The organism is Actinomadura roseirufa (assembly GCF_900659635.1).
Taxonomy (GTDB): domain Bacteria; phylum Actinomycetota; class Actinomycetes; order Streptosporangiales; family Streptosporangiaceae; genus Spirillospora; species Spirillospora roseirufa.
Genome location: NZ_CAACVB010000050.1, coordinates 1 through 22,240 on the forward strand (window position 1 = coordinate 1; position 22,240 = coordinate 22,240).

20 protein-coding genes are annotated in these 22,240 nt (G+C 71.0%); 10 read left to right on the forward strand and 10 right to left on the reverse strand.

What is annotated here, in order from left to right; all coding sequences use genetic code 11:
- Positions 1 to 10 precede the first annotated feature (10 nt).
- Together E1291_RS13770 and E1291_RS13775 are read left to right on the forward strand one after the other, a co-directional pair.
- Positions 11 to 166: a transposase family protein gene (locus tag E1291_RS13770; protein WP_370770985.1), complete on the forward strand. Its 156-nt coding sequence runs from the start codon at positions 11 to 13 to the stop codon at positions 164 to 166.
- Between the two features lie 322 nt (positions 167 to 488).
- Positions 489 to 848 (forward strand): hypothetical protein, encoded by a 360-nt coding sequence (locus tag E1291_RS13775; RefSeq protein WP_131738178.1) that lies wholly within the window; start codon positions 489 to 491, stop codon positions 846 to 848.
- A gap of 57 nt (positions 849 to 905) precedes the next feature.
- Here the strand turns inward: E1291_RS13775 and E1291_RS13780 are convergent, their stop codons facing one another.
- A complete protein-coding gene (locus tag E1291_RS13780) occupies positions 906 to 1,988 on the reverse strand; it encodes an LLM class flavin-dependent oxidoreductase (RefSeq protein ID WP_131738179.1) in 1,083 nt (360 codons plus the stop codon).
- 163 nt (positions 1,989 to 2,151) lie between these two features.
- The gene (locus E1291_RS13785) at positions 2,152 to 2,889 is read right to left on the reverse strand and encodes an SDR family NAD(P)-dependent oxidoreductase (protein WP_131738180.1); all 738 of its coding nucleotides are present in this window, start codon (positions 2,887 to 2,889) and stop codon (positions 2,152 to 2,154) included.
- A gap of 142 nt (positions 2,890 to 3,031) precedes the next feature.
- On the opposite strand from E1291_RS13785, the gene E1291_RS13790 reads away from it, so the two are divergent.
- The 3 genes from E1291_RS13790 to E1291_RS13800 all read left to right on the forward strand — a co-directional run bounded on the left by E1291_RS13790 (position 3,032) and on the right by E1291_RS13800 (position 8,031).
- Complete coding sequence (locus E1291_RS13790) at positions 3,032 to 3,580, forward strand: MarR family winged helix-turn-helix transcriptional regulator (protein WP_242614131.1); 549 nt, start codon at positions 3,032 to 3,034, stop codon at positions 3,578 to 3,580.
- A gap of 880 nt (positions 3,581 to 4,460) precedes the next feature.
- Positions 4,461 to 4,859 (forward strand): hypothetical protein, encoded by a 399-nt coding sequence (locus E1291_RS13795; RefSeq protein WP_131738182.1) that lies wholly within the window; start codon positions 4,461 to 4,463, stop codon positions 4,857 to 4,859.
- A gap of 364 nt (positions 4,860 to 5,223) precedes the next feature.
- The gene (locus tag E1291_RS13800) at positions 5,224 to 8,031 is read left to right on the forward strand and encodes an aconitate hydratase (RefSeq protein ID WP_207400724.1); all 2,808 of its coding nucleotides are present in this window, start codon (positions 5,224 to 5,226) and stop codon (positions 8,029 to 8,031) included.
- Between the two features lie 26 nt (positions 8,032 to 8,057).
- On the opposite strand, the gene E1291_RS13805 is transcribed toward E1291_RS13800, so the two are convergent.
- Positions 8,058 to 10,379, reverse strand: a complete 2,322-nt coding sequence (locus E1291_RS13805; protein ID WP_165495102.1) for an NACHT domain-containing protein — start codon at positions 10,377 to 10,379, stop codon at positions 8,058 to 8,060.
- A gap of 121 nt (positions 10,380 to 10,500) precedes the next feature.
- On the reverse strand, positions 10,501 to 11,121 hold the full coding sequence (locus E1291_RS13810) for a LysE family translocator (RefSeq protein WP_131738185.1): 621 nt from the start codon (positions 11,119 to 11,121) through the stop codon (positions 10,501 to 10,503).
- 76 nt (positions 11,122 to 11,197) lie between these two features.
- Between E1291_RS13810 and E1291_RS13815 the strand changes: the two genes are divergently transcribed.
- Genes E1291_RS13815 through mug form a run of 3 tightly spaced genes read left to right on the forward strand, consistent with a single transcriptional unit; the run spans position 11,198 to position 13,495 of the window.
- Positions 11,198 to 12,139, forward strand: a complete 942-nt coding sequence (locus E1291_RS13815; protein WP_131738186.1) for an aldo/keto reductase — start codon at positions 11,198 to 11,200, stop codon at positions 12,137 to 12,139.
- A 46-nt stretch (positions 12,140 to 12,185) separates the two neighbouring features.
- Positions 12,186 to 12,905 carry a sulfite exporter TauE/SafE family protein gene (locus E1291_RS13820; RefSeq protein WP_131738187.1) on the forward strand — a complete coding sequence of 240 codons (720 nt, stop codon included), beginning with the start codon at positions 12,186 to 12,188 and terminating at the stop codon, positions 12,903 to 12,905.
- Positions 12,905 to 13,495: a G/U mismatch-specific DNA glycosylase gene (gene mug / locus E1291_RS13825; RefSeq protein ID WP_131738188.1), complete on the forward strand. Its 591-nt coding sequence runs from the start codon at positions 12,905 to 12,907 to the stop codon at positions 13,493 to 13,495. The genes E1291_RS13820 and mug overlap by 1 nt, the downstream gene beginning before the upstream one ends.
- Here mug and E1291_RS13830 read toward each other — a convergent pair.
- From E1291_RS13830 to idi, 3 genes are all read right to left on the reverse strand, one after another.
- Positions 13,455 to 14,063: a Uma2 family endonuclease gene (locus E1291_RS13830; RefSeq protein WP_131738189.1), complete on the reverse strand. Its 609-nt coding sequence runs from the start codon at positions 14,061 to 14,063 to the stop codon at positions 13,455 to 13,457. The two genes, mug and E1291_RS13830, sit on opposite strands and share 41 nt — an antisense overlap.
- A 90-nt stretch (positions 14,064 to 14,153) precedes the next feature.
- Positions 14,154 to 14,594, reverse strand: a complete 441-nt coding sequence (locus E1291_RS13835) for an ASCH domain-containing protein (RefSeq protein ID WP_131738190.1) — start codon at positions 14,592 to 14,594, stop codon at positions 14,154 to 14,156.
- A gap of 223 nt (positions 14,595 to 14,817) precedes the next feature.
- Entirely contained in the window at positions 14,818 to 15,411 is a 594-nt protein-coding gene (idi, locus tag E1291_RS13840) for an isopentenyl-diphosphate Delta-isomerase (protein WP_131738191.1), read from the reverse strand.
- Positions 15,412 to 15,575: 164 nt separating this feature from the next.
- On the opposite strand from idi, the gene dxs reads away from it, so the two are divergent.
- Positions 15,576 to 17,498 carry a 1-deoxy-D-xylulose-5-phosphate synthase gene (gene dxs / locus E1291_RS13845; RefSeq protein WP_131738192.1) on the forward strand — a complete coding sequence of 641 codons (1,923 nt, stop codon included), beginning with the start codon at positions 15,576 to 15,578 and terminating at the stop codon, positions 17,496 to 17,498.
- Between the two features lie 30 nt (positions 17,499 to 17,528).
- On the opposite strand, the gene E1291_RS13850 is transcribed toward dxs, so the two are convergent.
- From E1291_RS13850 to E1291_RS13860, 3 genes are all read right to left on the reverse strand, one after another.
- On the reverse strand, positions 17,529 to 17,894 hold the full coding sequence (locus E1291_RS13850; protein WP_131738193.1) for a hypothetical protein: 366 nt from the start codon (positions 17,892 to 17,894) through the stop codon (positions 17,529 to 17,531).
- Between the two features lie 76 nt (positions 17,895 to 17,970).
- A complete protein-coding gene (locus tag E1291_RS13855) occupies positions 17,971 to 19,335 on the reverse strand; it encodes an FAD-dependent oxidoreductase (protein ID WP_131738194.1) in 1,365 nt (454 codons plus the stop codon).
- Positions 19,336 to 19,374: 39 nt separating this feature from the next.
- Positions 19,375 to 20,883 carry an amino acid permease gene (locus tag E1291_RS13860; protein ID WP_131738195.1) on the reverse strand — a complete coding sequence of 503 codons (1,509 nt, stop codon included), beginning with the start codon at positions 20,881 to 20,883 and terminating at the stop codon, positions 19,375 to 19,377.
- Positions 20,884 to 21,211: 328 nt separating this feature from the next.
- On the opposite strand from E1291_RS13860, the gene E1291_RS13865 reads away from it, so the two are divergent.
- Positions 21,212 to 22,222 (forward strand): hypothetical protein, encoded by a 1,011-nt coding sequence (locus E1291_RS13865; RefSeq protein ID WP_131738196.1) that lies wholly within the window; start codon positions 21,212 to 21,214, stop codon positions 22,220 to 22,222.
- The last annotated feature ends 18 nt before the right edge of the window (positions 22,223 to 22,240 follow it).

The window sequence follows — 22,240 nt, forward strand, 5'->3', positions numbered from 1 at the left end:
GCGCAAAAAGCTGTTCAACCGCCACCACGCCAAAGTTCGCGCACTCGGAGAACAGGGCGCCGCCACCCTCAAACGCTGGCACATCCTCCGCCACGCGCGCTGCTCACCCGCCCGGCTGACCGCCATCGTCCAGGCGATTCTCGCTCTGCACCATCACACCAACTGAGGTTGGAAAGAGCTCACTGACCCCAAGACCGGCAAGACCGAGGCCAAGACGTCGTCGGCGCCTACGGCGGTAGCAACTACAGCCAAGGTCTTCACTGCTTAAAGGACCTCCGCACACCCGCCCGTCCACAACCTGACCATCGTCACCACCACACTATGTGTTGGCTGGTGCTATGCCTTTCCTCGTCCGCAATTGTGGCCGGTACGTGGATTTTGCACACGGCACTAAGTGTGCTTCGGCAGAGAACATCGTTGCGGTGCCGGGAGGTTCCTGTCGATTCCTCTTCTGACAGACTTGGGTTGATCTCGCTATCATGGCTGATGTGAGCGAGTATTCTGCCGAACGTGTCCGCGGGGTCGGCTTGCCGGAAGCTGTAAGGAGAGGGCAGTGGTGGGTTCATTCCTGGACTCTAACCGCACCGGCTGACATGTCCCTTCTAGGCTTCGTCTCGCCGGCGCCCTTGCTTCCCCTGGAAGGGGCGTTTGTCTCGACCTGGTTCAGCGACGAGCGAGTGATTTTGTCTGTCTTTGGTGAGGTCGAAATGATTACTGTGCCAGCCCTGGTCTATGCTTCGCAGATTGCGAGTGAAATAAATCGACTACTTGATGGTGTCGATTTGCTCATAGATGGAATCGAAGGACATCAACTATTGGGAATGGTTTGCCGTGCAGACATAAAGTAGTAGGGGTCCTTAATTGCGAAATGGTCGAGCATCTATCGCATATTCAAAGGGGATCCCCTATTGGACTCGGTCACGTCCAGCTGGGGATGCGGGATGCGGTGGATCGGAGGGGACTTCTGTGGGGCGTAGGGAGGCGAATTCCTTGCGGAGTACTGGGACTACCTGTTCGCCGAGGATGTCTAGTTGTTCCAGTACGGTTTTGAGTGACAGGCCGGCGTGGTCCATGACGAACATTTGCCGCTGGTAGTCGCCGAAGTAGTCCCTGGAGGCGAGGGTACGGTCGATGACCTGCTGGGGGCTGCCGACCGTGAGCGGCGTTTCGGCCATGAACTCTTCCAAGGACGGGCCGTGCCCGTAGACGGGTGCGTTGTCGAAGTAGGGGCGGAACTCGCGGACGGCGTCCTGGGAGTTCTCGCGCATGAACACCTGGCCGCCGAGACCGACGATGGCCTGCTCGGGTGCGCCGTGGCCGTAGTGGGCGTATCGGTGCCGGTAGAGGCCGATGAGGCGCTGGAAGTGTTCTTTCGGCCACAGGATGTTGCTTGCGAAGAAGCCGTCGCCGTAGAACGCGGCCTGTTCGGCGATCTCCGGTGAGCGGATGGAGCCGTGCCACACGAACGGTGGCACGCCGTTCAGTGGCCGGGGGGTGGAGGTGAATGCGGTCAGCGGCGTGCGGAAGTGGCTGGTCCAGTCCACCGACTCTTCGCGCCACAGCCGGTGCAGGAGGGCGTAGTTCTCGATGGCGAGTGGGATGCCCTGGCGGATGTCCTTGCCGAACCAGGGGTAGACGGGTCCGGTGTTGCCGCGTCCCAGCACCAGGTCGACGCGGCCGTCGGAGAGGTGCTGGAGCATGGCGTAGTCTTCGGCGATCTTGACGGGGTCGTTGGTGGTGATGAGCGTGGTGGCGGTGGACAGGATGAGGCGATGGGTGCGGGCGGCGATGTAGCCGAGCATGGTCGTCGGTGAGGACGGGACGTGCGGCGGGTTGTGGTGCTCGCCGCTGGCGAAGACGTCGAGACCGACCTCTTCGGCCTTGAGCGCGACGGTGACCATCGCCTTGATCCGCTCGGCCTCCGACGGGATCCGGCCGGTGGCCGGGTCCGCGGTGCGGTCTCCGACGCTGTAGATGCCGAACTGCATGGGGCAACTCCCTACGATCCAGGTAGGTGGGGGCCGGTGCCGACGACTCCCCGCGAGGACGAGGAGCATCAGGGCGGGCGCCGTGGCCGTGCGGGCAGGCGTGCGCCCGCCATGGTGAGCGGGGCCACGAGTCTGAAGGGGCTTCTGTCAGCGGAAGAAGAGGTCAGCGCGGGTGGGCGCCGCCGTCCAGGCTCAGCACCTGGTTGGTGAGGTAGCCGTTGCGCAGGACGGCCAGTGCCATGTCGGCGACCTCCTCGGGACGACCGAACCGGCCGACCGGCAGCGCGCGTGGGTCGGCGTTGCGGGGCAGCATGGCGGTGTCGGCGATCAGCGTGGGCGCCAGGGCGTTGACCGTCACCCCGCGGGAGGCGACCCGGGGGGCCAGGAAGTGGGTCAGTCCGTGCAGGCCCGCCTTGGACGCGGCGTAGTCCGCCCCGACGATGCCGCCGGTGAAGGCGGCGGCCGAGGACATGAACAGCACGCGGCCGAACCCGCGCTCGGCCATGCCGGGGAGCGCCTGCTGGGCCAGCAGGAAGGGGGCGCGCAGGTTGATCGCGAGCGTGCGGTCCCATGCCTCCAGGTCGAGGTCGGTGTAGTCCTGCTGGAGCGCGTGGCCGGCGTTGGCGATGAGGATGTCGACCGGACCGCCGAGCGCGTCCGCGGCCTCGCGCAGCAAGCGTTCCGGGACGGCCGGATCGGCCAGGTCCCCCGCGAGTGCGACCGCGGCGACTCCCGCGTCCTGGGCCTCGGCCGCCAACTGTTCGGCCGCGTCGGGGTGTGCGCTGTAGGCGAAGGCGGTCTTGACGCCGGCGGCGATGAGGCGGCCGCCCAGCGCGCGGCCGATGCCGCCCGACGCCCCGGTGAGCAGGGCCACCTTGCCGGACAGGTCGAGGTCGGTCATTTAACGGCCTTCCAGATGGATCAGGTCCACGGCCTCGGCAAGGACCTGTGCGCTGCGGTGCGCCTGGACGGGTTCACTGGAGACCGCTGACCGCGTCCAGCGCCTGGTCGAGCTGCAGTTGCGCGAGGCGGGCGAGCTGACCATGGTCCAGTACGAGATCCTGCACTGGGCCAACGAACGCACCGGGTCCCGGCTGTGCGTGACCGACCTGGCCGAACTCATGATCGGCTCTCGCAGCGGCCTGTCCTACCAGGTCGCCCAGCTGGAGAAGGCCGGCCTGCTGCGCCGCGAACCCGACCCCGACGACGAACGCAGAACCGAGATCGCCATCACCGGCCGGGGCCGGAACCTGCTGCACAAGGCCGCACCGGGACACGTCGCCACCGTCCGCGCCGGGACACGTCGCCACCGTCCGCGCCGGGCTGATCGACGTCCTCGACGATCACCAGATCGCCGACACCATGGACACCACCAGGATCCACCTGCGGGCCATGATGCCTCTCACTCCACCCCGCAAACGCAAACCCCGCTGACCGCCTCCGTCCCCGGGGTCCACCAGATCATCGTGATCGGACCGGCGGACGGCGGAACCCCTCCGCCCGCTGCCCCCTCCGGTCGGCTCAGCCCAGCATCCACAGCCCGCCGTTCAGGCGGCGGCAATGCCGGACGGCGTGCCCGCATTCGCCCGTGACAGCAAGGGCCGCACCAAGGTAGGCGGCACCGTTGAGGAACACTCGGCCCCCCAGGTGACCTCCACCGACCCAAGACCGGCCAGACCGGGGCCAAGGAAGTCGTCGGCGCACCCCCACCGGCGCGTTCGCCGGTGGGACATTCCCACCTGGGGTTTCGAGGGGTACACCAAGGTGTCGCCGACCGGTCATCCGCCCCGCGTCGGTCGCTCCGTCGCCATAGCGGCCGGCGGCATCGAAGTGCGCTACCTCCAGACGACCGGCTGATCGCTACACCGAACGTCATCCACGAACTGCATACCGGTTATCGTGGGGTTGCCGGTCTCCTCTGTCAGAGGAGAATAGGAACTCAAACCTGAGCGGTGGGAGAATGGGCAGTTTGGCTACTTTCAATGGAAGGAGGGAGTTTCTGTTTGGGGCTGGTGTGTCTCTCGCCGGGACGTATCAATCCGCATGGGGGCTTACGGTCGGTGCGTCATGCGCCGACGTTCGGGAGTGGACGTGCGGCCCTCTGGCGATGTCACCTGAGCCGAGCTATGAGTGGCCAGGCCCCGCTGCGGCTGATTTTGTGGCCTATGATTGGCGCGCGGTGAAGGTACTCCGGGAAGGTGATGGAAATATTGAGTTGTCTGTGCGGCTTGCGTCGACCGGAAGAACGTCTATTGACTATTTGCGAATCTTTGCCGTCCGCAGTGACTCCCTCTTGGTGATTGCCAGCTCAAGACGCTTGGTCCTGGTTGGGGATGACCTAGGTGAGCATGCATCTTATGAGCCGGACTCCCTTTTCTGTCGCCCGCCTGAGTTGAAGGATGATTCGCTTGTGCTCTATGAGCTCGACGAGAATGATCTAGGCGGTCATCCGATGCTCGGAAATGTCGCACTGTGAGTGAAGCGCTGGTTGCCGGGACTTTTTCGATCCCTGTCGATCACGGGCTGATCATCGTGGAGGATCCTGCGAGTCAGGCCGATCATGATGATTGGGATCCGTTCTGTGAGTTCGTGAGTGCTAAACCGGATTCTGTCTATCTTTCCGTTCGGCCGTCCGTGGACGGCCCTGTGGAAGTGATCATTGTTAAAGGGGAAGGTGGCCACGATAGGGCCTCCAGTCGATATTTTGAGGGCGCAATTCACGCCAAAGGGCTCTATCTGGTCATTCGTGATGCGGATGATGTGGTGAGGTTCTCGGTTCGTTGTGGGCCTGGAGAAAACTTGATTCGAATCATGGTCGATGAGCCGGGCCTCGTTTCGTGCATGGTCGTCATGTTTCTCGGAGTCGCGTAGGAAAACACTTGAAATCTCGTGTTGGCCGGTCCGGGGATCCCGCGAGCGGGGGAGGAGGGGCGTCCGGGGTCTTGACGGGTGGTCGCGACCGCCGCGGTGCGGGCTGATGTTGTCGGGCCCGGCTGTGCGGCCGTGCTGGTGGGCGCGGCGGGGAGCGTGTGGGGGTGCAGGTAGCTTGATGTCGAGATAAATTGGGGATAGCTTGACGTCGAGAGAAGACCTGCGGAAGTTAGGCGGCCCTGATTCCCGGTCAGGACGGTGACTAGGGCAGGATCGAGGCAGATGAGCATCCGTCCCGCCGTGCGCGCCGCGCCGGTTCGCGGGCGGCCGTGTTGAAGATCGAGACGCAGAGCGCCGCGCGGTCATGTCCCGGACCGGACGTGCGGTGGCGACCGAGGAGGAGTCCGTGTCCGCGAACAGCTTCGGCAGCCTGAGCAAGCTTCAGGTGGGCGGCAAGTCGTACGACATCTACCGGCTGGACGCCGTCGAGGGCTCGGCCCGTCTCCCGTACAGCCTCAAGGTGCTGCTGGAGAACCTGCTGCGCACCGAGGACGGCGCGAACGTCACCGGCGACCACATCCGCGCGCTCGCCGGGTGGGACTCGCAGGCGCAGCCGAGCAAGGAGATCCAGTTCACGCCGGCGCGCGTGATCATGCAGGACTTCACCGGCGTGCCGTGCGTGGTGGACCTGGCGACGATGCGCGAGGCCGTGCGCGAGCTGGGCGGGGACGCGACGCGGATCAACCCGCTGGCGCCCGCCGAGATGGTCATCGACCACTCCGTCATCGTGGACTACTTCGGCTCGCCGGACGCGTTCGAGCGCAACGTCCAGGTGGAGTACGAGCGCAACAAGGAGCGCTACCAGTTCCTGCGGTGGGGGCAGACGGCGTTCGACGAGTTCAAGGTCGTCCCGCCGGGGACCGGGATCGTGCACCAGGTGAACATCGAGCACCTGGCCCGCGTGGTGTTCGACCGGGACGGCGTCGCCTACCCCGACACGTGCGTGGGCACCGACTCGCACACGACGATGGAGAACGGCATCGGCGTGCTCGGCTGGGGCGTCGGCGGCATCGAGGCGGAGGCCGCGATGCTGGGACAGCCGATCTCGATGCTCATCCCGCGTGTCGTGGGCTTCAAGCTGACCGGTGAGCTGCCCGCCGGGACGACGGCGACCGACCTGGTGCTGACCATCACCGAGATGCTGCGCAAGCACGGCGTGGTGGGCAAGTTCGTCGAGTTCTACGGCGAGGGCGTGCACGCGCTGCCGCTGGCGAACCGGGCGACGATCGGCAACATGAGCCCCGAGTTCGGCTCCACCTGCGCGATCTTCCCGATCGACGACGAGACGCTGAAGTACCTGCGGCTGACCGGGCGGAGCGACGAGCAGATCGCGCTGGTCGAGGCGTACGCCAAGGAGCAGGGCATGTGGCTCGACCCGTCGGTCGAGCCGGAGTTCTCCGAGTATCTGGAGCTGGACCTCGCGACGGTCGTCCCGTCGCTGGCCGGCCCGAAGCGCCCGCAGGACCGCATCTCCCTCGCCGACGCCAAGCAGACCTGGCGCCGGGACGTGCAGAACTACGCCTCCAGCGTCCAGGGCCCGGCCGACGAGGCGTCGGACGAGTCGTTCCCCGCGTCCGACTCCCCGGCGATCAGCCGCGGCGGCGACGGCGACCGGCCGCGCGAGCAGGGGACGAACGGGTCGGTCCGCCCGCACAACGTCGTCCCGGTCACGCTGGAGGACGGGACGAGCTTCGAGCTCGACCACGGGCACGTCGCCGTCGCGGCCATCACCTCCTGCACCAACACCTCCAACCCGTACGTGATGATCGGGGCGGCGCTGCTGGCGAAGAACGCGGTGGAGAAGGGCCTGACCCGCAAGCCGTGGGTGAAGACGTCGCTGGCGCCGGGGTCGCAGGTCGTCACCGACTACTACGAGCGCGCGGGCCTCACCCCGTACCTCGACAAGATCGGTTTCCACCTGGTCGGGTACGGCTGCACCACCTGCATCGGCAACACCGGGCCGCTCCAGCCGGAGATCTCCAAGGCGGTCAACGACAACGACCTCGCGGTCACCGCGGTGCTGTCGGGCAACCGCAACTTCGAGGGCCGCATCAGCCCGGACGTGAAGATGAACTACCTGGCGTCGCCGCCGCTGGTCATCGCCTACGCCCTGGCCGGGACGATGGACATCGACATCCTCAACGACCCGATCGCCGACGGCACCGACGGGCCGGTCTACCTGCGCGACATCTGGCCCGAGCCGGAGGAGGTCGCCTCGATCGTCGAGTCGTCCATCGGCCAGGAGATGTTCGTCAAGGACTACGCCGACGTCTTCAAGGGCGACGAGCGGTGGCGCGGGCTGGACATCCCGACCGGCGACACCTTCGAGTGGGACCCGACCTCGACGTACGTGCGCAAGGCCCCGTACTTCGACGGCATGGAGACCGAGCCGGCGCCGGTCACCGACATCCACGGCGCCCGCGTTCTGGCGAAGCTGGGCGACTCGGTCACCACCGACCACATCTCCCCGGCCGGGTCCATCAAGGTCGGCACGCCCGCCGCGCAGTACCTCCAGGACAACGGCGTCGCCGTCCGGGACTTCAACTCCTACGGCTCGCGCCGCGGCAACCACGAGGTGATGATCCGCGGCACGTTCGCCAACATCCGGCTGCGCAACCAGCTCCTGGACGACGTGGAGGGCGGCTTCACCCGCGACTTCACCCAGGACGGCGCGCCGCAGTCCTACATCTACGACGCCGCGCAGAACTACGCGGCGCAGGGCACGCCGCTGGTGGTCATCGCGGGCAAGGAGTACGGCTCCGGCTCGTCCCGCGACTGGGCGGCCAAGGGCACCGCGCTGCTCGGGGTCCGCGCCGTCATCGCCGAGTCGTACGAGCGGATCCACCGCTCGAACCTCATCGGCATGGGCGTGCTCCCGCTGCAGTTCAAGGACGGAGAGTCCGCCGCGTCCCTCGGCCTCACCGGCACCGAGACCTTCGACATCACCGGTGTCGAGGCCCTCAACGAGGGCGGCACGCCCAGCGAGGTCACGGTGAAGGCCGACGGCAGGGAGTTCACCGCCGTCGTCCGCATCGACACCCCGGGTGAGGCGGACTACTACCGCAACGGCGGCATCATGCAGTACGTCCTGCGCAACCTCCTGCGCAAGTAACCCGCACGCCGAGACGGGCCGCCTCCCTACCGGGGGGCGGCCCGTTCCGCATGTTCGGCCAGACGGTGCTGCAGGGCCGCGTGCCGGAACTGGTAGACGGGCCCCACCTGTCGCAGCAGACCCACGCGGTGGGCGTCCTCCAGGAACCGCATCAGCCGGAACGGCACGCGGCGACGCCCGCCGAGGTAGAGGACCGCGAACAGGTACCGGACGCCCGTGCCTGTGAGCAGGGAGGCGATCACGAACGCACCGAGAGCGAGCTCGAGGTAGGCCGCCGAGTCGTTGCCGCCGTGCGCGCCCAGCCACAGGCTCAGGACGACGACCGCGGCGCTCGCGCCCATCAGCAGCAGGGTCATGTTCAGGTCGCCGCGCAAGGTGGAGCGGGGAGAACGCAGAGTCCCGGTGGGACCGGGCGTCGTCGCCCAGCCCCACAGACCCGAGAGCACGGCGAAGACGGGCAGGAAGGGGCTCCATGCCGCCTTTAGGCTGGCGTGCAGCAGGGCACGGGGGTCGAGGAGCGCGCTGCTGAAGTCGCTGGAGGTGCCCGAAGACGAGCCGGCGGCCTTGCCGATGGTGAGCAGGCTGAACAGGATGAGCATCGCGGCGGCGCTGTGGAACAGCGCGCGGGCGAGGTGCCGACGGCGTCCACGCAGGCGCAGGTCGACCCAGACGGGCCCCTCCCGGGTCGAGGCGCCCAGGCCGTGGCCGACCCCGATCGACGTCGCGGCGATCACCGCGATGAACAGCGTGCCGTCGGGCCCGAGCGACCGGCCGTCCAGCCGGGGGAGCACGGCCGCCGCGACCGGGAAAGCGACGGCCGTGGCCAGTCCGGCCACGAGTCCGGCCACGAGCCCCGCGCCGGCCCGGGTCGGGCGGCCGTAGGCGGCCCCGACGGCGAGGGCGAAGACCAGCGCGCCGGTGAGCCCGTCCTCGGGCGTGAGACCGGTCGGCACGGCGACGGCGACCAGCCCCATGATCAAGATGAACGTGGCCGCGCCGGCGAGGACGTTCGCCCCGGCCCGGGGGAGCAGGGCCGGCACGCGCCACCAGGCGAGGTCGGTGGTGGTGCTCCGGTCGAGGCCGGCGGCGAGGAAGGTGAGCCAGCGGCGGGCGCTCCCGGGGTTCCAGGAGCGCCGTGGCCGGAACGCGGCGTCCCGCGAGGCCGGAAGGCTGATCGCCGCGCCCACCAGCTCGTCCAGGAGGTGGTCGGTGATGGACTCCGCCGTGGGGAAGGCGGCGAGGTCGCGCAGCACGCCCGGATCCGTCCCGGTGTCGACGTAGACCGTGCGGAGCAGCCACAGGGCCAGCGGTGTGGTGAGCGCCTTCGCGAGCGGACCGCCGGGGTCGTCGCGCAGGTCGGCGAGCACCCGCGGCCAGGCGCCGCCGGGGCTGGGCGGCAGGCAGCCGGCCAGATGGGCGGCGGCGTCCGACGGGCCGACCGGGGCGGGCTCGATGACGGCGGCACCGGTGACGACGTCTCCGCCGGGCGCGCGGACGGCCTGCTCGTACTCGTCCTCGCGGCAGGTGAGCACCAGCGGCCGGGTCGGCGGCCAGCCGGTGGAGTTGAGCGCGTCGAGGACGTGCGGACGCACGTCCGGCGGAAGCTCGTCCAGGCCGTCCAGGACGGGCAGGACATGGCCGTCCTCGACCAGCGACGCCGCGGCGGTGGGCCCGAAGTCGGCCGCCCGCAGACCGGGATAGGTCTCGGTGATCTTGCGCGCGAGCCAGCGGTCCAGCGGCGGCGCGCCCGGCCGCCAGCTCGACAGCGACAGCAGCACCGGCACGGGCTCGCCCGGCGGCGGCTCGCGCAGCAGCTCGCGGACGAGCAGGACGGCGAGCGTGGTCTTGCCCGCCCCCGGCCCGCCGACGATCACCAGCCGGCGCCGGTCGAGGGACCGGAACGCGCGGGCGAGCGGCGCCATGCGGTCGGTGCGGCCGGTGAACCGGAGCGGCCCGCCGCCGGTGATGTAGCGGGGGTGGTCCATGAGGTCGGGGTCGGCGGGCCGCCAGCGCACGACCAGCGGCTCCGGGTCGTCCAGCCGTCGCATCGCGGCTTCGTCGTCCCACTGCCGCCGGACGAGTCGCGCGAGCTCCCACCGGGCCCGTTCGACCTGGCGGGGGGTGGACCGGGTGGGCGCGCGGGCCGCCCGGCGGTTCCAGGTGAGGACCGCCGCGATCAGCGGGACCACGGCGACCGGCACCGCGACGAGCTGTGCCGCGTCGAGGGTGTGGCCCTTGGCGAGACTCTTGGCGGCCACGACGAGGAACCACAGGCCCGCCGCCCCGAGCGTGCCCGTCGCCGTGGCCGTGGCCAGGATGCGCCACGGCCGCGTCCATCGCGCTGCCACATGTCCCCCCGGAAGCCGCCGCTCCATGATGAAACGCGCGGGCGCGCGCGCCGGATTCGTCCCACGGGGAGAGCGGTGGCCGGAAACGCCACAGGAGGCCGACCGGATCGGTGGGCGAGGGTCAGTGGTCGGTGGCCAGGCGGACCGCGAAGCCTATGAAGGCCACCCCGGTCGCCTGCTGGAGCCGGCGGCGGACGGCCGGGCGGGTCAGCACGCGCCGCGCGGCCCCCGCGACGCCGACCACCACGCCCAGCCACAGCAGGCCCTCGGCGCAGTGGATGGCCGCGAACAGCAGGCTCGTCGCGAACATCGGCGCGCCGTCCGGGACGAACTGCGGCAGCAGGCTCATGTACAGGACGCCGATCTTCGGGTTGAGCACGTTCGTGACGAAGCCGGTGCGCAGCGCGGCGAGACCGGCGACGGCGCCGTCGGCGGCCTCGTCCGCGCCCGCCGGGCGGCGCCGCGCCGTCCACAGCGCCCGGCCGCCCAGCCACAGCAGGTAGCAGGCGCCGGCGACGCGCAGGACGTCGAACGCGAGCCGGGACGCGGCCAGCAGCGCGGTGAGGCCCGCCGCGCTCGCCACCGCCCAGGCGAGGCACCCGGCCGTCACGCCGGACGCCGCGAGGAATCCGGTGCGGCGCCCGCTCGTCACGGTCGTGCGCAGGACGAGCATCGTGTCGAGACCGGGGGTGACCGTCACGAGCGCGGCGACGGCGGCGAAGGCGAGGCATGCGGTCAGCATCCGGACATTCTGCCAGGAACGGTCCACGGCCCCGAATCCGGGAATGCCGGGAGTCTTCCGGGGATTGGACCAGGACATGGCTGACATCACCAAGAAGATCGGCGCTCTGGACGTCTTCCCGCTCGCGCTGGGCGGGAACGTGTTCGGGTGGACGGCGGACAGGGACGCGTCCTTCGCCGTCCTCGACGCCTACGTCGCAGGTGGCGGCGATTTCGTCGACACCGCGGACTCCTACTCCGCGTGGGTGGCCGGCAACGCCGGGGGCGAGTCCGAGACGATCATCGGCGAGTGGACGGCGTCCCGGCGCAACCGCGGCGACGTCGTCATCGCCACCAAGGGCGGCCGGCACCCCGACCGGCTCGGTCTCGCCGGACCGAACCTCAAGGCGGCCGTGGACGACTCGCTGCGCCGCCTCCGCACCGACTACATCGACCTGTACTACACGCACTTCGACGACACGTCGGTGTCCGTCGAGGAGATCATCACGGCGCTGGACGAGCTGGTCGCGGCCGGCAAGATCCGTGAGATCGCCGTCTCCAACATCGAACCGGACCGGCTGGAGGCGTCCCTGGCCTTCAGCGAGCGCGAGGGCAAGGCCCGCTACGTCGCCATCCAGCCCGAGTACAACCTCGTCAGCCGCGACGTGTACGAGGGGCCGCGGCGCGACATCGCCCAACGGTACGGGCTCGTCGCCGTCCCGTACTACGGGCTCGCCTCGGGGTTCCTGACGGGCAAGTACCGTCCGGGCTCCGCGGTGGACAGCGCCCGCGCCGGGAGGGCGGGCGAGTACCTGGCGACCGAGAAGGGCCGCCGGGTGCTGGACGCGCTGGACGCCGTCGCCGCCGAGCGGGGCACCGCCGTCGCGACCGTCGCGCTGGCGTGGCTGGCCGCCCGGCCGACCGTCGTCGCGCCGATCGCCAGCGCCCGCACCCCGGAGCAGGTCGCGCCGCTGCTGGAGGCCCCGCGCACCGAGCTGACCGCGGACCAGCTGCGGGTGCTCACCGAGGCGTCCGCCTGAAAATCCGCTGGTCGGCGGAAGGAGCACGGTTGTAGCGTTCCCGACCGTGCCGCACCTCGACTTCCTCCTGCTGGGCGGGCTGGCCGCGCTGCTCGGCGCGATCGTGCAGGGCAGCGTCGGCCTCGGCGTCGGCCTGGTCGCCACCCCCGTCGTGACGCTGCTGTTCCCGTCGCAGATGCCCGGTTCGATCCTCGTCGTGGCGGCCGTCATGCCGCTCGCCACCCTGGCCCGCGAGCTGCGGCACGCCGACCTGCGCGGGCTCGGCTGGGCGTTCGGCGGCCGGGTCGCCGGCACACCGCTCGGCGTCTGGGTGGTGGCGGCCGTCCCGGCCCGGGTCCTCGGCGTCGCGATCGGCGGCCTGGTGCTCGCCGCGCTCGGCGTGACGGCGGTGTCCCGCGAGGTGCCCCGCACCCCGGCGACGCTCACCGCCGCCGGGCTGGTCGCCGGCGCCACCGGCACCGCCACGGCGATCGGGGGCCCGCCGATCGCGCTGCTCTACCAGCACGAGACCGGTCCCCGCGTCCGCGCGACGCTCGCGGTGTTCTTCACGCTCGGCGCGGTGCTGTCGCTGGCGACGCTCGCCGCCGCCGGCCGGCTGCCCGCCGGGCAGGTCACCGCGGGTCTCGCCCTCACCCCGTTCGTCCTCGCCGGGTTCGTCGCGGCGGGACCGCTGCGCCGCCACCTGGACGGCGGCCGGACGCGCGCGGCGCTGCTGGCCGTCATCGCCGTGTCCGCGGCGGCGCTGATCGTCCGTAACCTGATCTGATGCGCCCCACCAAGGCCGACCTCGAGGCCGCCCGCGACCGCGTGATCCCCGACATCCTGCCGCCGGACGGGGGGACGCTCCGCGTCCTGTTCTGCGGCATCAACCCCGGCCTGTACTCCGGCGCCACCGGGCACCACTTCGCCCGTCCGGGCAACCGCTTCTGGCCCGCGCTGCACCGCTCCGGGTTCACCGGCCGCCTCCTCGCCCCCGCCGAGCAGCACCTGCTCCCCGCCCTCGGCCTCGGCATCACCAACCTGGCCCCGCGCGCCACCGCCCGCGCGGACGAGCTGACCGCCGGGGAGCTCCGCGAGGGCGGCCGGCGCCTCACCGCGCTCGTCGAGACGCACCGTCCCGCCTACCTCGCGGTCGCCGGGGTCACCGCCTACCGGACGGCGTTCGCCCGCCCCCGCACCGCGATCGGCCCGCAGGACGAGGCGTTCGGTCCCGCGAGGCTGTGGGTGCTGCCGAACCCCAGCGGCCTGAACGCGAGCTGGAGCCTGGAGCGGATCGCCGCCGAGTTCGCCCGCCTCCGCGAGGCCGCCGACGCCCTCAGAACTCCGTCAGCACCCCGGGATCGAACCGCACCCTGAAGGGCCTGTCGGCCTGCACGTCCACCTCGAGCATCTCTCCCGCCATCGCTCGGCGACCGAGCCGGTACGCACCGGTCTCGTCGTTGATGACGAGAACCTGAACCCGAGGCACGGGAACGATCTCGACGATCCAGAACTGGGGGATGCCGAGCGCCGCGTACTCCTTAGGCTTCCGAACCCGATCCGTGCGCTCGCTGCGTCTGCCGGGGGTGACCACCTCCACGACGAGAAGCAGCTCATGGCCGGGGATGGGGGCCGCATCGCGCGCTTCGAGCGCTGTCCGCATGACTTTGGTGGGCACCGCGAAGACATCTGGCTTCCGAATGCCTGCGGGGGTGCTGATCTCCCAGTCCCCGCCTCTGTCCGTGTAGACGGACGCGCCCGCATTCTCAATGGCGGCCTCTAGGAACTCGTGGATCCTTCTGTAGGCGAAATTGTGAGCCGTGCTGGGGGACAACTCGGTCAGCCACCCATCCTCGAGTTCCAGGCCGCGGCCTTCGTCTTCCCGGGCGTGCAGATCTTTGGCCTCGTACGGGCCGAGACCCCCGAGGTCGTGTGCGAAGCTCACGGCCGGCTCCCGTCCGTGGTGCGGCAGGTCAATGCGGGGGCGACCCACCGGCCCGACGTTGTGCGACGAAGCGTACCCGGAGTGTGACGTTCAGGGCGTGTGGTTCAGGGCGGCGAAGTTGGCGAACATCGTGGTCACCTCGGCGACCAGGGTCGGCTTCGGTTCCCAGAGGCCGGGGCGGCCGAGCGCCACGATCGGGCGGGGGAGGGCGCGGACCGAGCCCAGGTGCCAGTGGTGGGACGCGGGGTCCGCCCAGGGGCCGCAGTCGCAGGGGCCGCCCGCGGCGGCGGCGGAGCAGACGTGCGCGAGCTCGGCCGTCGCGATGACCGCGCCGATGGTGGCGAGCGGGTCGCGGGGATCCCAGCCGGCGGCCTGGATCAGCGGGGAGTCGCACGCCTTCAGGTCCACCCGCATGGACGCGTGGACGAGCAGCGGGCCGCGGTACCCCGTCGGGAGGCTCTGGTTGGAGACGGTCTTGCCGCCACGCGCGATCGCGAATGCCCAGGGCTGCTGAACGCTGATCGCCTGCACGCGCCACCTCCAGTGCTCGCCCTGCCCGCGGCCGCGCGGCGCGGCGGCTACGCGGCGATGCCCGAGAGGCTAGGCGCATCTCAGGCGATATGCCAACGAAGCAGGCGAGCGCGTTGCCCCTGCCGATCCTTGTGGATCACCTGTGTGACGCGCGGTGAGCCGGGTGGGTTGACGTGTCGGCGGGGCCAATGTGGATCATGGGACGGGATCGCTCCCGGCCGTGTCACCAGGCGAGCGCGGGCGGCAGCGGCGCGGTGCCGGCGTCCGGCCATTCCCGCGGCGCGCCGAGGGGCGCCAGCTCGGCGAGCTGGAGCCGGTACCAGGGCGAGGAGTCCGGGCGGCCGGTGAGCGCCAGGCACTGCTCCCACGTCCACCATTCGGCCTGCTCCACCTCCTCGGGGTTCGGCAGGACGGGCGAGCCCGCCGGCACCACCGCGCGCACGACCGGGCAGCGCTCGTGCTCGACGGTCCCGTCCTCGGCGACGGCCCGGTAGTGGAAGCGCGGCAGGACGCAGGTCAGGGACGCCTCGGCGAGCGCGGTGTCCGGCATGCCCAGCTCGTCCCGCAGGCGGCGCAGCACCGCGTCGCGCAGCCCCTCGCCGGGCGCGGGGTGGCCGCAGCAGCTTCCCGTCCAGACGCCGGGGAAGGTCCGCTTCCCCAAGGCGCGCTGTGTGATGAGGACGCGCCCGCGCGTATCCACCACATAACAGGAAAAAGCGAGATGATACGGGGTCTCTCGGTGGTGGCTGGCGGCCTTCGGGGCCGTTCCGACGGCCTGGTCCTCAGCGTTGAGCAGCACGATCTCTTCGACGCCCATGCTCCCTTCCTACCCCATCCGGCCGCCGCGGGTCAGTTGTTTCACACCCGGTGGCAACGCGCCTTGCGCCGCCGCGCGGGCGAACCGGGACTAAACTCGGAACGGCCCGAGACAGGGGAGCCCCGGGAGAGGGGACCGCGTCCCCGATGGAGGAGTTGACACGCGTGAGCCTGCTGGAGTCGATCACGGGTCCCGAGGACCTCAAGCGACTGGACGCCGCTCAGCTGCCCCGTCTGGCGGTCGAGATCCGCGAGTTCCTCGTCGACGCCGTCTCCAGAACCGGCGGGCATCTGGGTCCCAACCTCGGCGCGGTCGAGCTCACCATCGCGCTGCACCGGGTCTTCGACTCGCCGCACGACAAGATCCTCTTCGACACGGGGCACCAGGCGTACGTCCACAAGATGCTCACCGGCCGGCACGACTTCGGGCTGCTGCGCCGCCGCGGCGGGCTGTCGGGCTACCCGAGCCGCGCCGAGTCCGAGCACGACCTCATCGAGAACTCGCACGCCTCGACCGCCCTGTCCTACGCCGACGGGCTCGCCAAGGCGTTCCAGCTGCGCGGTGAGGACGACCGCGCGGTCGTCGCCGTCGTCGGCGACGGCGCGCTCACCGGCGGCATGTGCTGGGAGGCGCTCAACAACATCGCCGCCGGCACCGACCGGCCGGTCATCATCGTGGTGAACGACAACGGGCGCTCCTACTCGCCGACGATCGGCGGCCTGGCCAGCCACCTGGCCGACCTGCGCGTCACGCAGGGCTACGAGCACGCGCTCGACCTCATCAAGAAGACCGTGCCGAAGGCCCCGGTGGTCGGCGCCGTCGCCTACGAGGCCCTGCACGGCATCAAGAAGGGCCTCAAGGACGTCCTGCAGCCGCAGGCGATGTTCGAGGACCTCGGGATGAAGTACGTCGGCCCGATCGACGGCCACGACGAGGACGCCGTCGAGCACGCGCTGCGCCGCGCCCGCGGGTTCGGCCGCCCGGTGATCGTCCACTGCATCACCAGCAAGGGCCGCGGGTACGCGCCGGCGGAGAACGACGCCGAGGACTGCATGCACGGCGGTGGAGCGTTCGATCCCGCCACCGGCCGTCCCGTGCCGAAGGGCGGCGGCCCCGGCTGGACGTCGGTGTTCGGCGCGGAGATGGTCGCGATCGGGCGGGAGCGCCGCGACGTCGTGGGCATCACCGCCGCGATGCTGTACCCGGTGGGGCTGGCGCCGTTCGCCGAGGCGTTCCCCGACCGCATCTACGACGTCGGCATCGCCGAGCAGCACGCCGTCACCTCCGCCGCGGGCCTGGCGATGGGCGGCCTGCACCCGGTCGTCGCGGTGTACGCCACCTTCCTCAACCGCGCGTTCGACCAGGTGCTCATGGACGTGGCGCTGCACCGCCAGCCCGTGACGTTCGCCCTGGACCGCGCCGGGGTGACCGGCGACGACGGCGCCAGCCACAACGGCATGTGGGACCTGTCGATCCTGCAGCTGGTCCCGGGCCTGCGGGTGGCCGTGCCGCGCGACGGCGCGCGGCTGCGCGAGCTGCTGCGCGAGTGCGTCGACGTCTCCGACGGCCCGACCGCGATCCGCTACCCCAAGGGCCCGGTGATCGCCGACATCGACGCGGTGGGCCGGGCCGGCGGGATGGACGTGCTCGCCCGGCACGAGGGGTCCAACGGCGCCGGGGTGCTGCTGGTCGCCGTGGGCTCGATGGGCGCGACGGCGCTGGAGGCGGCCGAGCTGATCGCCGCCCAGGGCATCGGCGTGACGGTGGTGGACCCGCGCTGGGTCAAGCCGCTGGACCCCGAGCTGGCCGTGCTCGCCCGTGACCACGCCCTCGTCGCCGTCGCCGAGGACAACGGCCGCACCGGCGCCGTCGGCGACGCCGCGGCACGGCTGCTGCGCGACTCGGCGGTCGACACCCCGATCCGCACGTTCGGCATCCCGCAGGAGTTCCTCGACCACGCCGCGCGCGCCGAGATCCTCGCCGACATCGGCCTCACCCCGCAGGCGCTGGCCCGCGACATCACCGAGGCGGTCGCGCGGCTCACCTCGTCCGACGCCCGCGAGCCCGCCACCTCCGACTCCGACTGACCGCGCGGGGCCGCGCGTCCGCGCGCGGCCTCAGCCGCCCTCGGCGGACTCCAGCTGCCAGGAATGGGTGACGACCGCCCTCGCGGTGCCGAGCGCGCGGCCGGAGTAGGTCCACCGGCCGCGCAGCCGCAACGGGCGTCCCGCGCCGTCCTTCAGGTAGATCTGGAGCGGGAAGCTGGCGTCGTGGGAGCGGATGACGCCCGACTGGTCGGCGGACGGCCGCAGGTCGGGCCGTCCCTCGCAGCGGACGCCGAGGACGGACGTCCGGGGGTCCTGGCGCAGCAGGCCCCGCGTCAGGTCGCGGACGAGCACGGAGACGTAGTCCGGGCCCAGCCACCTCAGATCGGGCAGCGTCTCGGGTGGGGGGAACCCGTACAGTTCTGGACCGCCGGTCACAAGCGCACCGTAGCGCCCCCGTCACACGCCCGTCACTACTTTCCCGGCTGCTTCTTCGGGCGCTCCCGGGAGGAAACTAGCCGGAACGCCGGGAGGGGCGGCACGCGGACGTCATCGCCTCCCACCGCGCCAGCTTCACCCGCTCCCCGCGGTCGAGGCTGCGGGCCAGGGCGATCTCCGCGGCGTCGAGGTTGAGCCAGTCGGCGTAGGTGACGACGGGCAGGCCCCGCGACTCCAGCAGTTCCTCGACGGTGCCGCCGGGCGGGGTCCGGCCGGGGTCCAGGTCGGCCAGCAGGTTCCGGACGGTCTCGGCGGCGTCCGACTTGTTGGTGCCGACGACGCCGGTCGGGCCGCGCTTGATCCAGCCCGCGACGTACTCGCGGGGCACGGGCGAGCCGTCCGGGGCGAGGATGCGGCCGCCGTCGTTGGGGACGACGTAGGCGCGCTCGTCGAACGGGACGCCCTCCAGCGGGACGCTCTGGTATCCGACCGAGCGCAGCACCATGCCGACGGGCAGCGTCTCGAACTCGCCCGTCCGGGCGACGCGGCCGGACTCGTCCAGGCGCGTCCGCTCCAGCCGCAGGCCCTCGACCCGGCCGGTGCCCAGGATCTCGGTGGGGGCGCACCAGAACCGCACGTCGATGCGGCGGGGACGGCCCGCGGGCTCGCCCGTCCAGCCCCGCAGCACCTTGATGTTGCCGCGGACGTGCCGGTCGGCCTCGGCGAGCTCCGCGCTGGCGGGGTCGAGCTCCATGTCGGCGGGGCTCACGTGGATGCCCGCGTTGGACAGCTCGCCCAGCTCGCGGGCCTCCTTGGTGGTGAACTTGGCCTGCGCGGGCCCGCGCCGCCCGATCATGTGGACGCGCCGGACGCGGCTGGCCGACAGCGCCTCGATGACCTGCTCGGGGACGTCGGTCGCGCGCAGCTCGTCGGCCGTCTTGGCGAGGATCCGCACGACGTCCACGGCGACGTTCCCGACGCCGATGACCGCGACCTCCTCGACCGACAGGTCGAAGGCGTGGTCGGCGGCGTCGGGATGCCCGCAGTACCAGTTGACGAAGTCGGTGGCGGCGACGCTGCCGGGCAGGTCCTCGCCGGGGATCCCCATGTGCCGGTCCACCATGGCGCCGGTGGCGTAGACGACCGCGTCGTAGCAGCCGAGCAGGTCGGCGCGGGTCAGGTCGCGGCCCAGCTCAACGCAGCCGAAGAAGCGGACCTGGGGGCCTTCCAGCACCTTCTGCAGGTACCGGGCGATCGACTTGATCGAGGTGTGGTCGGGGGCGACGCCGTAGCGGACCAGGCCGTACGGAGTCGGGAGGCGGTCCAGGACGTCGACCCGGACGTCTCCGCCGGTCTGCTTGACGAGTGCTTCGGCGGTGTAGAGCCCCGCCGGACCGGAGCCCACGACCGCGACGCGCACAGCATCTGCCATGCGGGCCATTGTGCCGAGCCCGCGTCCGGAAGGACACAGTGACCCGGCTCACGACTGAACCGGTCTGGGGGTTTCGGCCCGAGCGCGGGCGTCCGCCTTCACCAGGCGGCTGTGCCGCTGCCCGTAGGCGAAGTAGACGCCGGTGCCGAGCGCCATCCACGCGAAGAACCGCAGCCAGGTCTCCACCGGAAGATTGATCATGACGAAGAGGCACGCGAGCACCGACAGGATCGGGACGAACGGCACCAGCGGGGTGCGGAAGGCGCGCGGCAGGTCCGGCCGCGTCCGCCGCAGCACCAGCACGCCGATCGAGACGACGAGGAAGGCGAACAGCGTGCCGATGTTCACCAGCTCGGCGAGCTTGGCCAGCGGGATGAACCCGGCCAGCGCCGCGACGAGCGTGCCCATGATGATCGTGGACCGGTAGGGGGTACCGAACCGGGGGTGCACGACCGCGAGCCGGGCGGGCAGCAGGCCATCCCGGCTCATCGCGAAGAACACTCGGCTCTGGCCGAGCAGCAGGATCAGCACGACGGTGGTGAGCCCGGCCACCGCCCCGAAGCTGATCACGGTCGCGAACCCGGGGTGCCCGACGGCCCGGAACGCGTCGGCGAGCGGCGCCCCGACGCTCAGGTCCTTGTAGTTCTGCATGCCCGCCACGACCAGCGACACCGCCGCGTACAGGACGGCGGTGACCAGCAGCGACCCGATGAGCCCGATCGGCAGGTCCCGCTGCGGCCGGCGCGCCTCCTCCGCCGCGGTCGCCACGATGTCGAAGCCGATGTAGGCGAAGAAGACCACGGCGACCGCCGCCAGGACGCCGAGCCACCCGTAGCTGACCGGCGTGATCCCGAACAGCACCTGCATCAGCGGCGCCGCGCCGCCCTTCACCGTCGTGTTCGACTCCGCGGGTGGGATGAACGGGTGGTAGTTGGCGCCCTTGACGAAGAACAGCCCGGCCCCGATCACCAGCAGGACGACGAACAGCTTGATCGTCACGACCACCGCGTTGACCCGCGAGGACACCTTGACGCCGAGCACCAGCAGCGTCGTCACCACCAGCACCAGCAGGATGGCGGGGACGTTCACCACCCCGCCGTCCTCGCCCGGCGGATGGAGGATCGCGGCGGGCAGGTGCACGTGCGCGTCGCTCAGCAGCGAGTCGGCGTAGCCGGACCATCCGACCGCCACCACGGCGGCGCCGAGCGCCAGTTCGAGGATGAGGTCCCAGCCGATGACCCAGGCCGGGAACTCGCCGAGCGTCGCGTAGGAGAAGGTGTAGGCCGAGCCCGCGACCGGGACGGTGGAGGAGAACTCGGCGTAGCACAGCGCCGCCAGCCCGCACACCACGGCCGCGATGACGAACGACAGGGCCACCGCGGGCCCGGCCTTGTCCCGCGCGACCTGCCCGGTCAGCACGAAGATCCCGGTCCCGATGATCACTCCGACGCCGAACACGAGCAGGTCGAACGCCGACAGGTCTCGGCGGAGCCGATGCGTCGGCTCCTCGGTGTCGCGGATCGACTGCTCGACCGACTTCGTGCGGAACAGGTTCATTCTCGCGGCTCCTCGCGCTCTGTGATCGGCAGGCGACACACCTATGCCCGCGAACCCGCGCTTTAAGATCAAGAGATGCCCGGACCGCCCGGAACCTGGGGAAACAGCGGAAAATTCGGCCTGATTCAGTCCACGCCGCCCGTCCGGACCGGCCGTCCGGTGAGGCCGCCGCTGTGCTGTTCGCCGATATCGGCTTCGACATCGTCGTGACGGTGACCGGAGCGCGGCGAAGTTCGTCGCGTTGATCCTCTGGTGTCCGTGGGCGGAGTACCCTTCCGGGCGAGGGCGGCCCCCTTCCTTTCGATGCTCCCCACCAGGAAGACGCCCCATGACCGCGTTCTCGCCGCATGTCCCCGCCCTCCGCCGCCCCGCCGTCCCATTACTCCTGATGTGGGCGCAGCTCGCGGCCGCCGTCGTCGGTCTCGCCTGTGCCGTCACCCACGCGATCCGGAATCGGCTGCCCTACAGCCTGTTCGGGTGGTGGGATCGGGTGCCCGTGCCACTGATCGTCGCCGTGGCCGCGGTCGGCACGGTCGTCCTCGCCCGGCGGGCACGCCCCGGCGGCGCGGTGACGGCGGCGGCGCTCCCGTTCGCGGGGCAGGTGCTCGCGGTGCTGGAGGACCTGCCGAAGCCCGCGTGGGTCACCACCTGCACCGGCGCCTGGCTGCGCGGTGAGCTGACCCGGCCGCTCGGGCAGATGGACATGCGACCGTACCCGGCGCTGGCGAGGATCGGTGACTGGGCGTGCCTGGCCGCCGTGGTCCTCGGCGCCGCGACCGCGGCCGCCTTGGTCCCCGCGGCATGGCGGGGCGAGCGGAGGTCACCGGCGCGGTTCCGGGAGCCGTTCGTGGTGGCGGCGATGGCGGTGCTCGCGCTCACCGCGGCCTGGGCGGGTGAGCGCATGACCTTGTTCCATGCCTTCGCTCAGCCCCCGCGTCCCGCGCTGATCGTCCTTGCCGTCGCGGCGGGCGCGGCGCTGGTCGACGCGCACACCCGCTGGGCCGTGCGGGAGGGGATGGCCGCGGTCGCCGCGGTGTCGGCGGGCGTCTCCGGCGCGGTCCTGATGGCGCCGCTGGTATGGCGGGAGTGGCCGCTGATCGGCAGCTGGCTGGAAGGGCCGGGAGGGAGCTACGCCATCTCGAGCGGGGTAGGCCGCGCCGCGGGCGCGCCGGATCAGTGGGACGCCCTGGGGGAGGGCCTGTCCGCGCTGGGGAAGACGCTGGTTCCGGTGGCCGTGGCCCTGGCGGCGCTGATCGGCGCGCGGCGGGCGGTCGTCGCCGTCCGGTATGCGGCCGGTCGTCGCCGGGACCGGCCGGAGGGACGGGCCCCTTCCCTATGAGAGGGGGCCCGCCCGTTC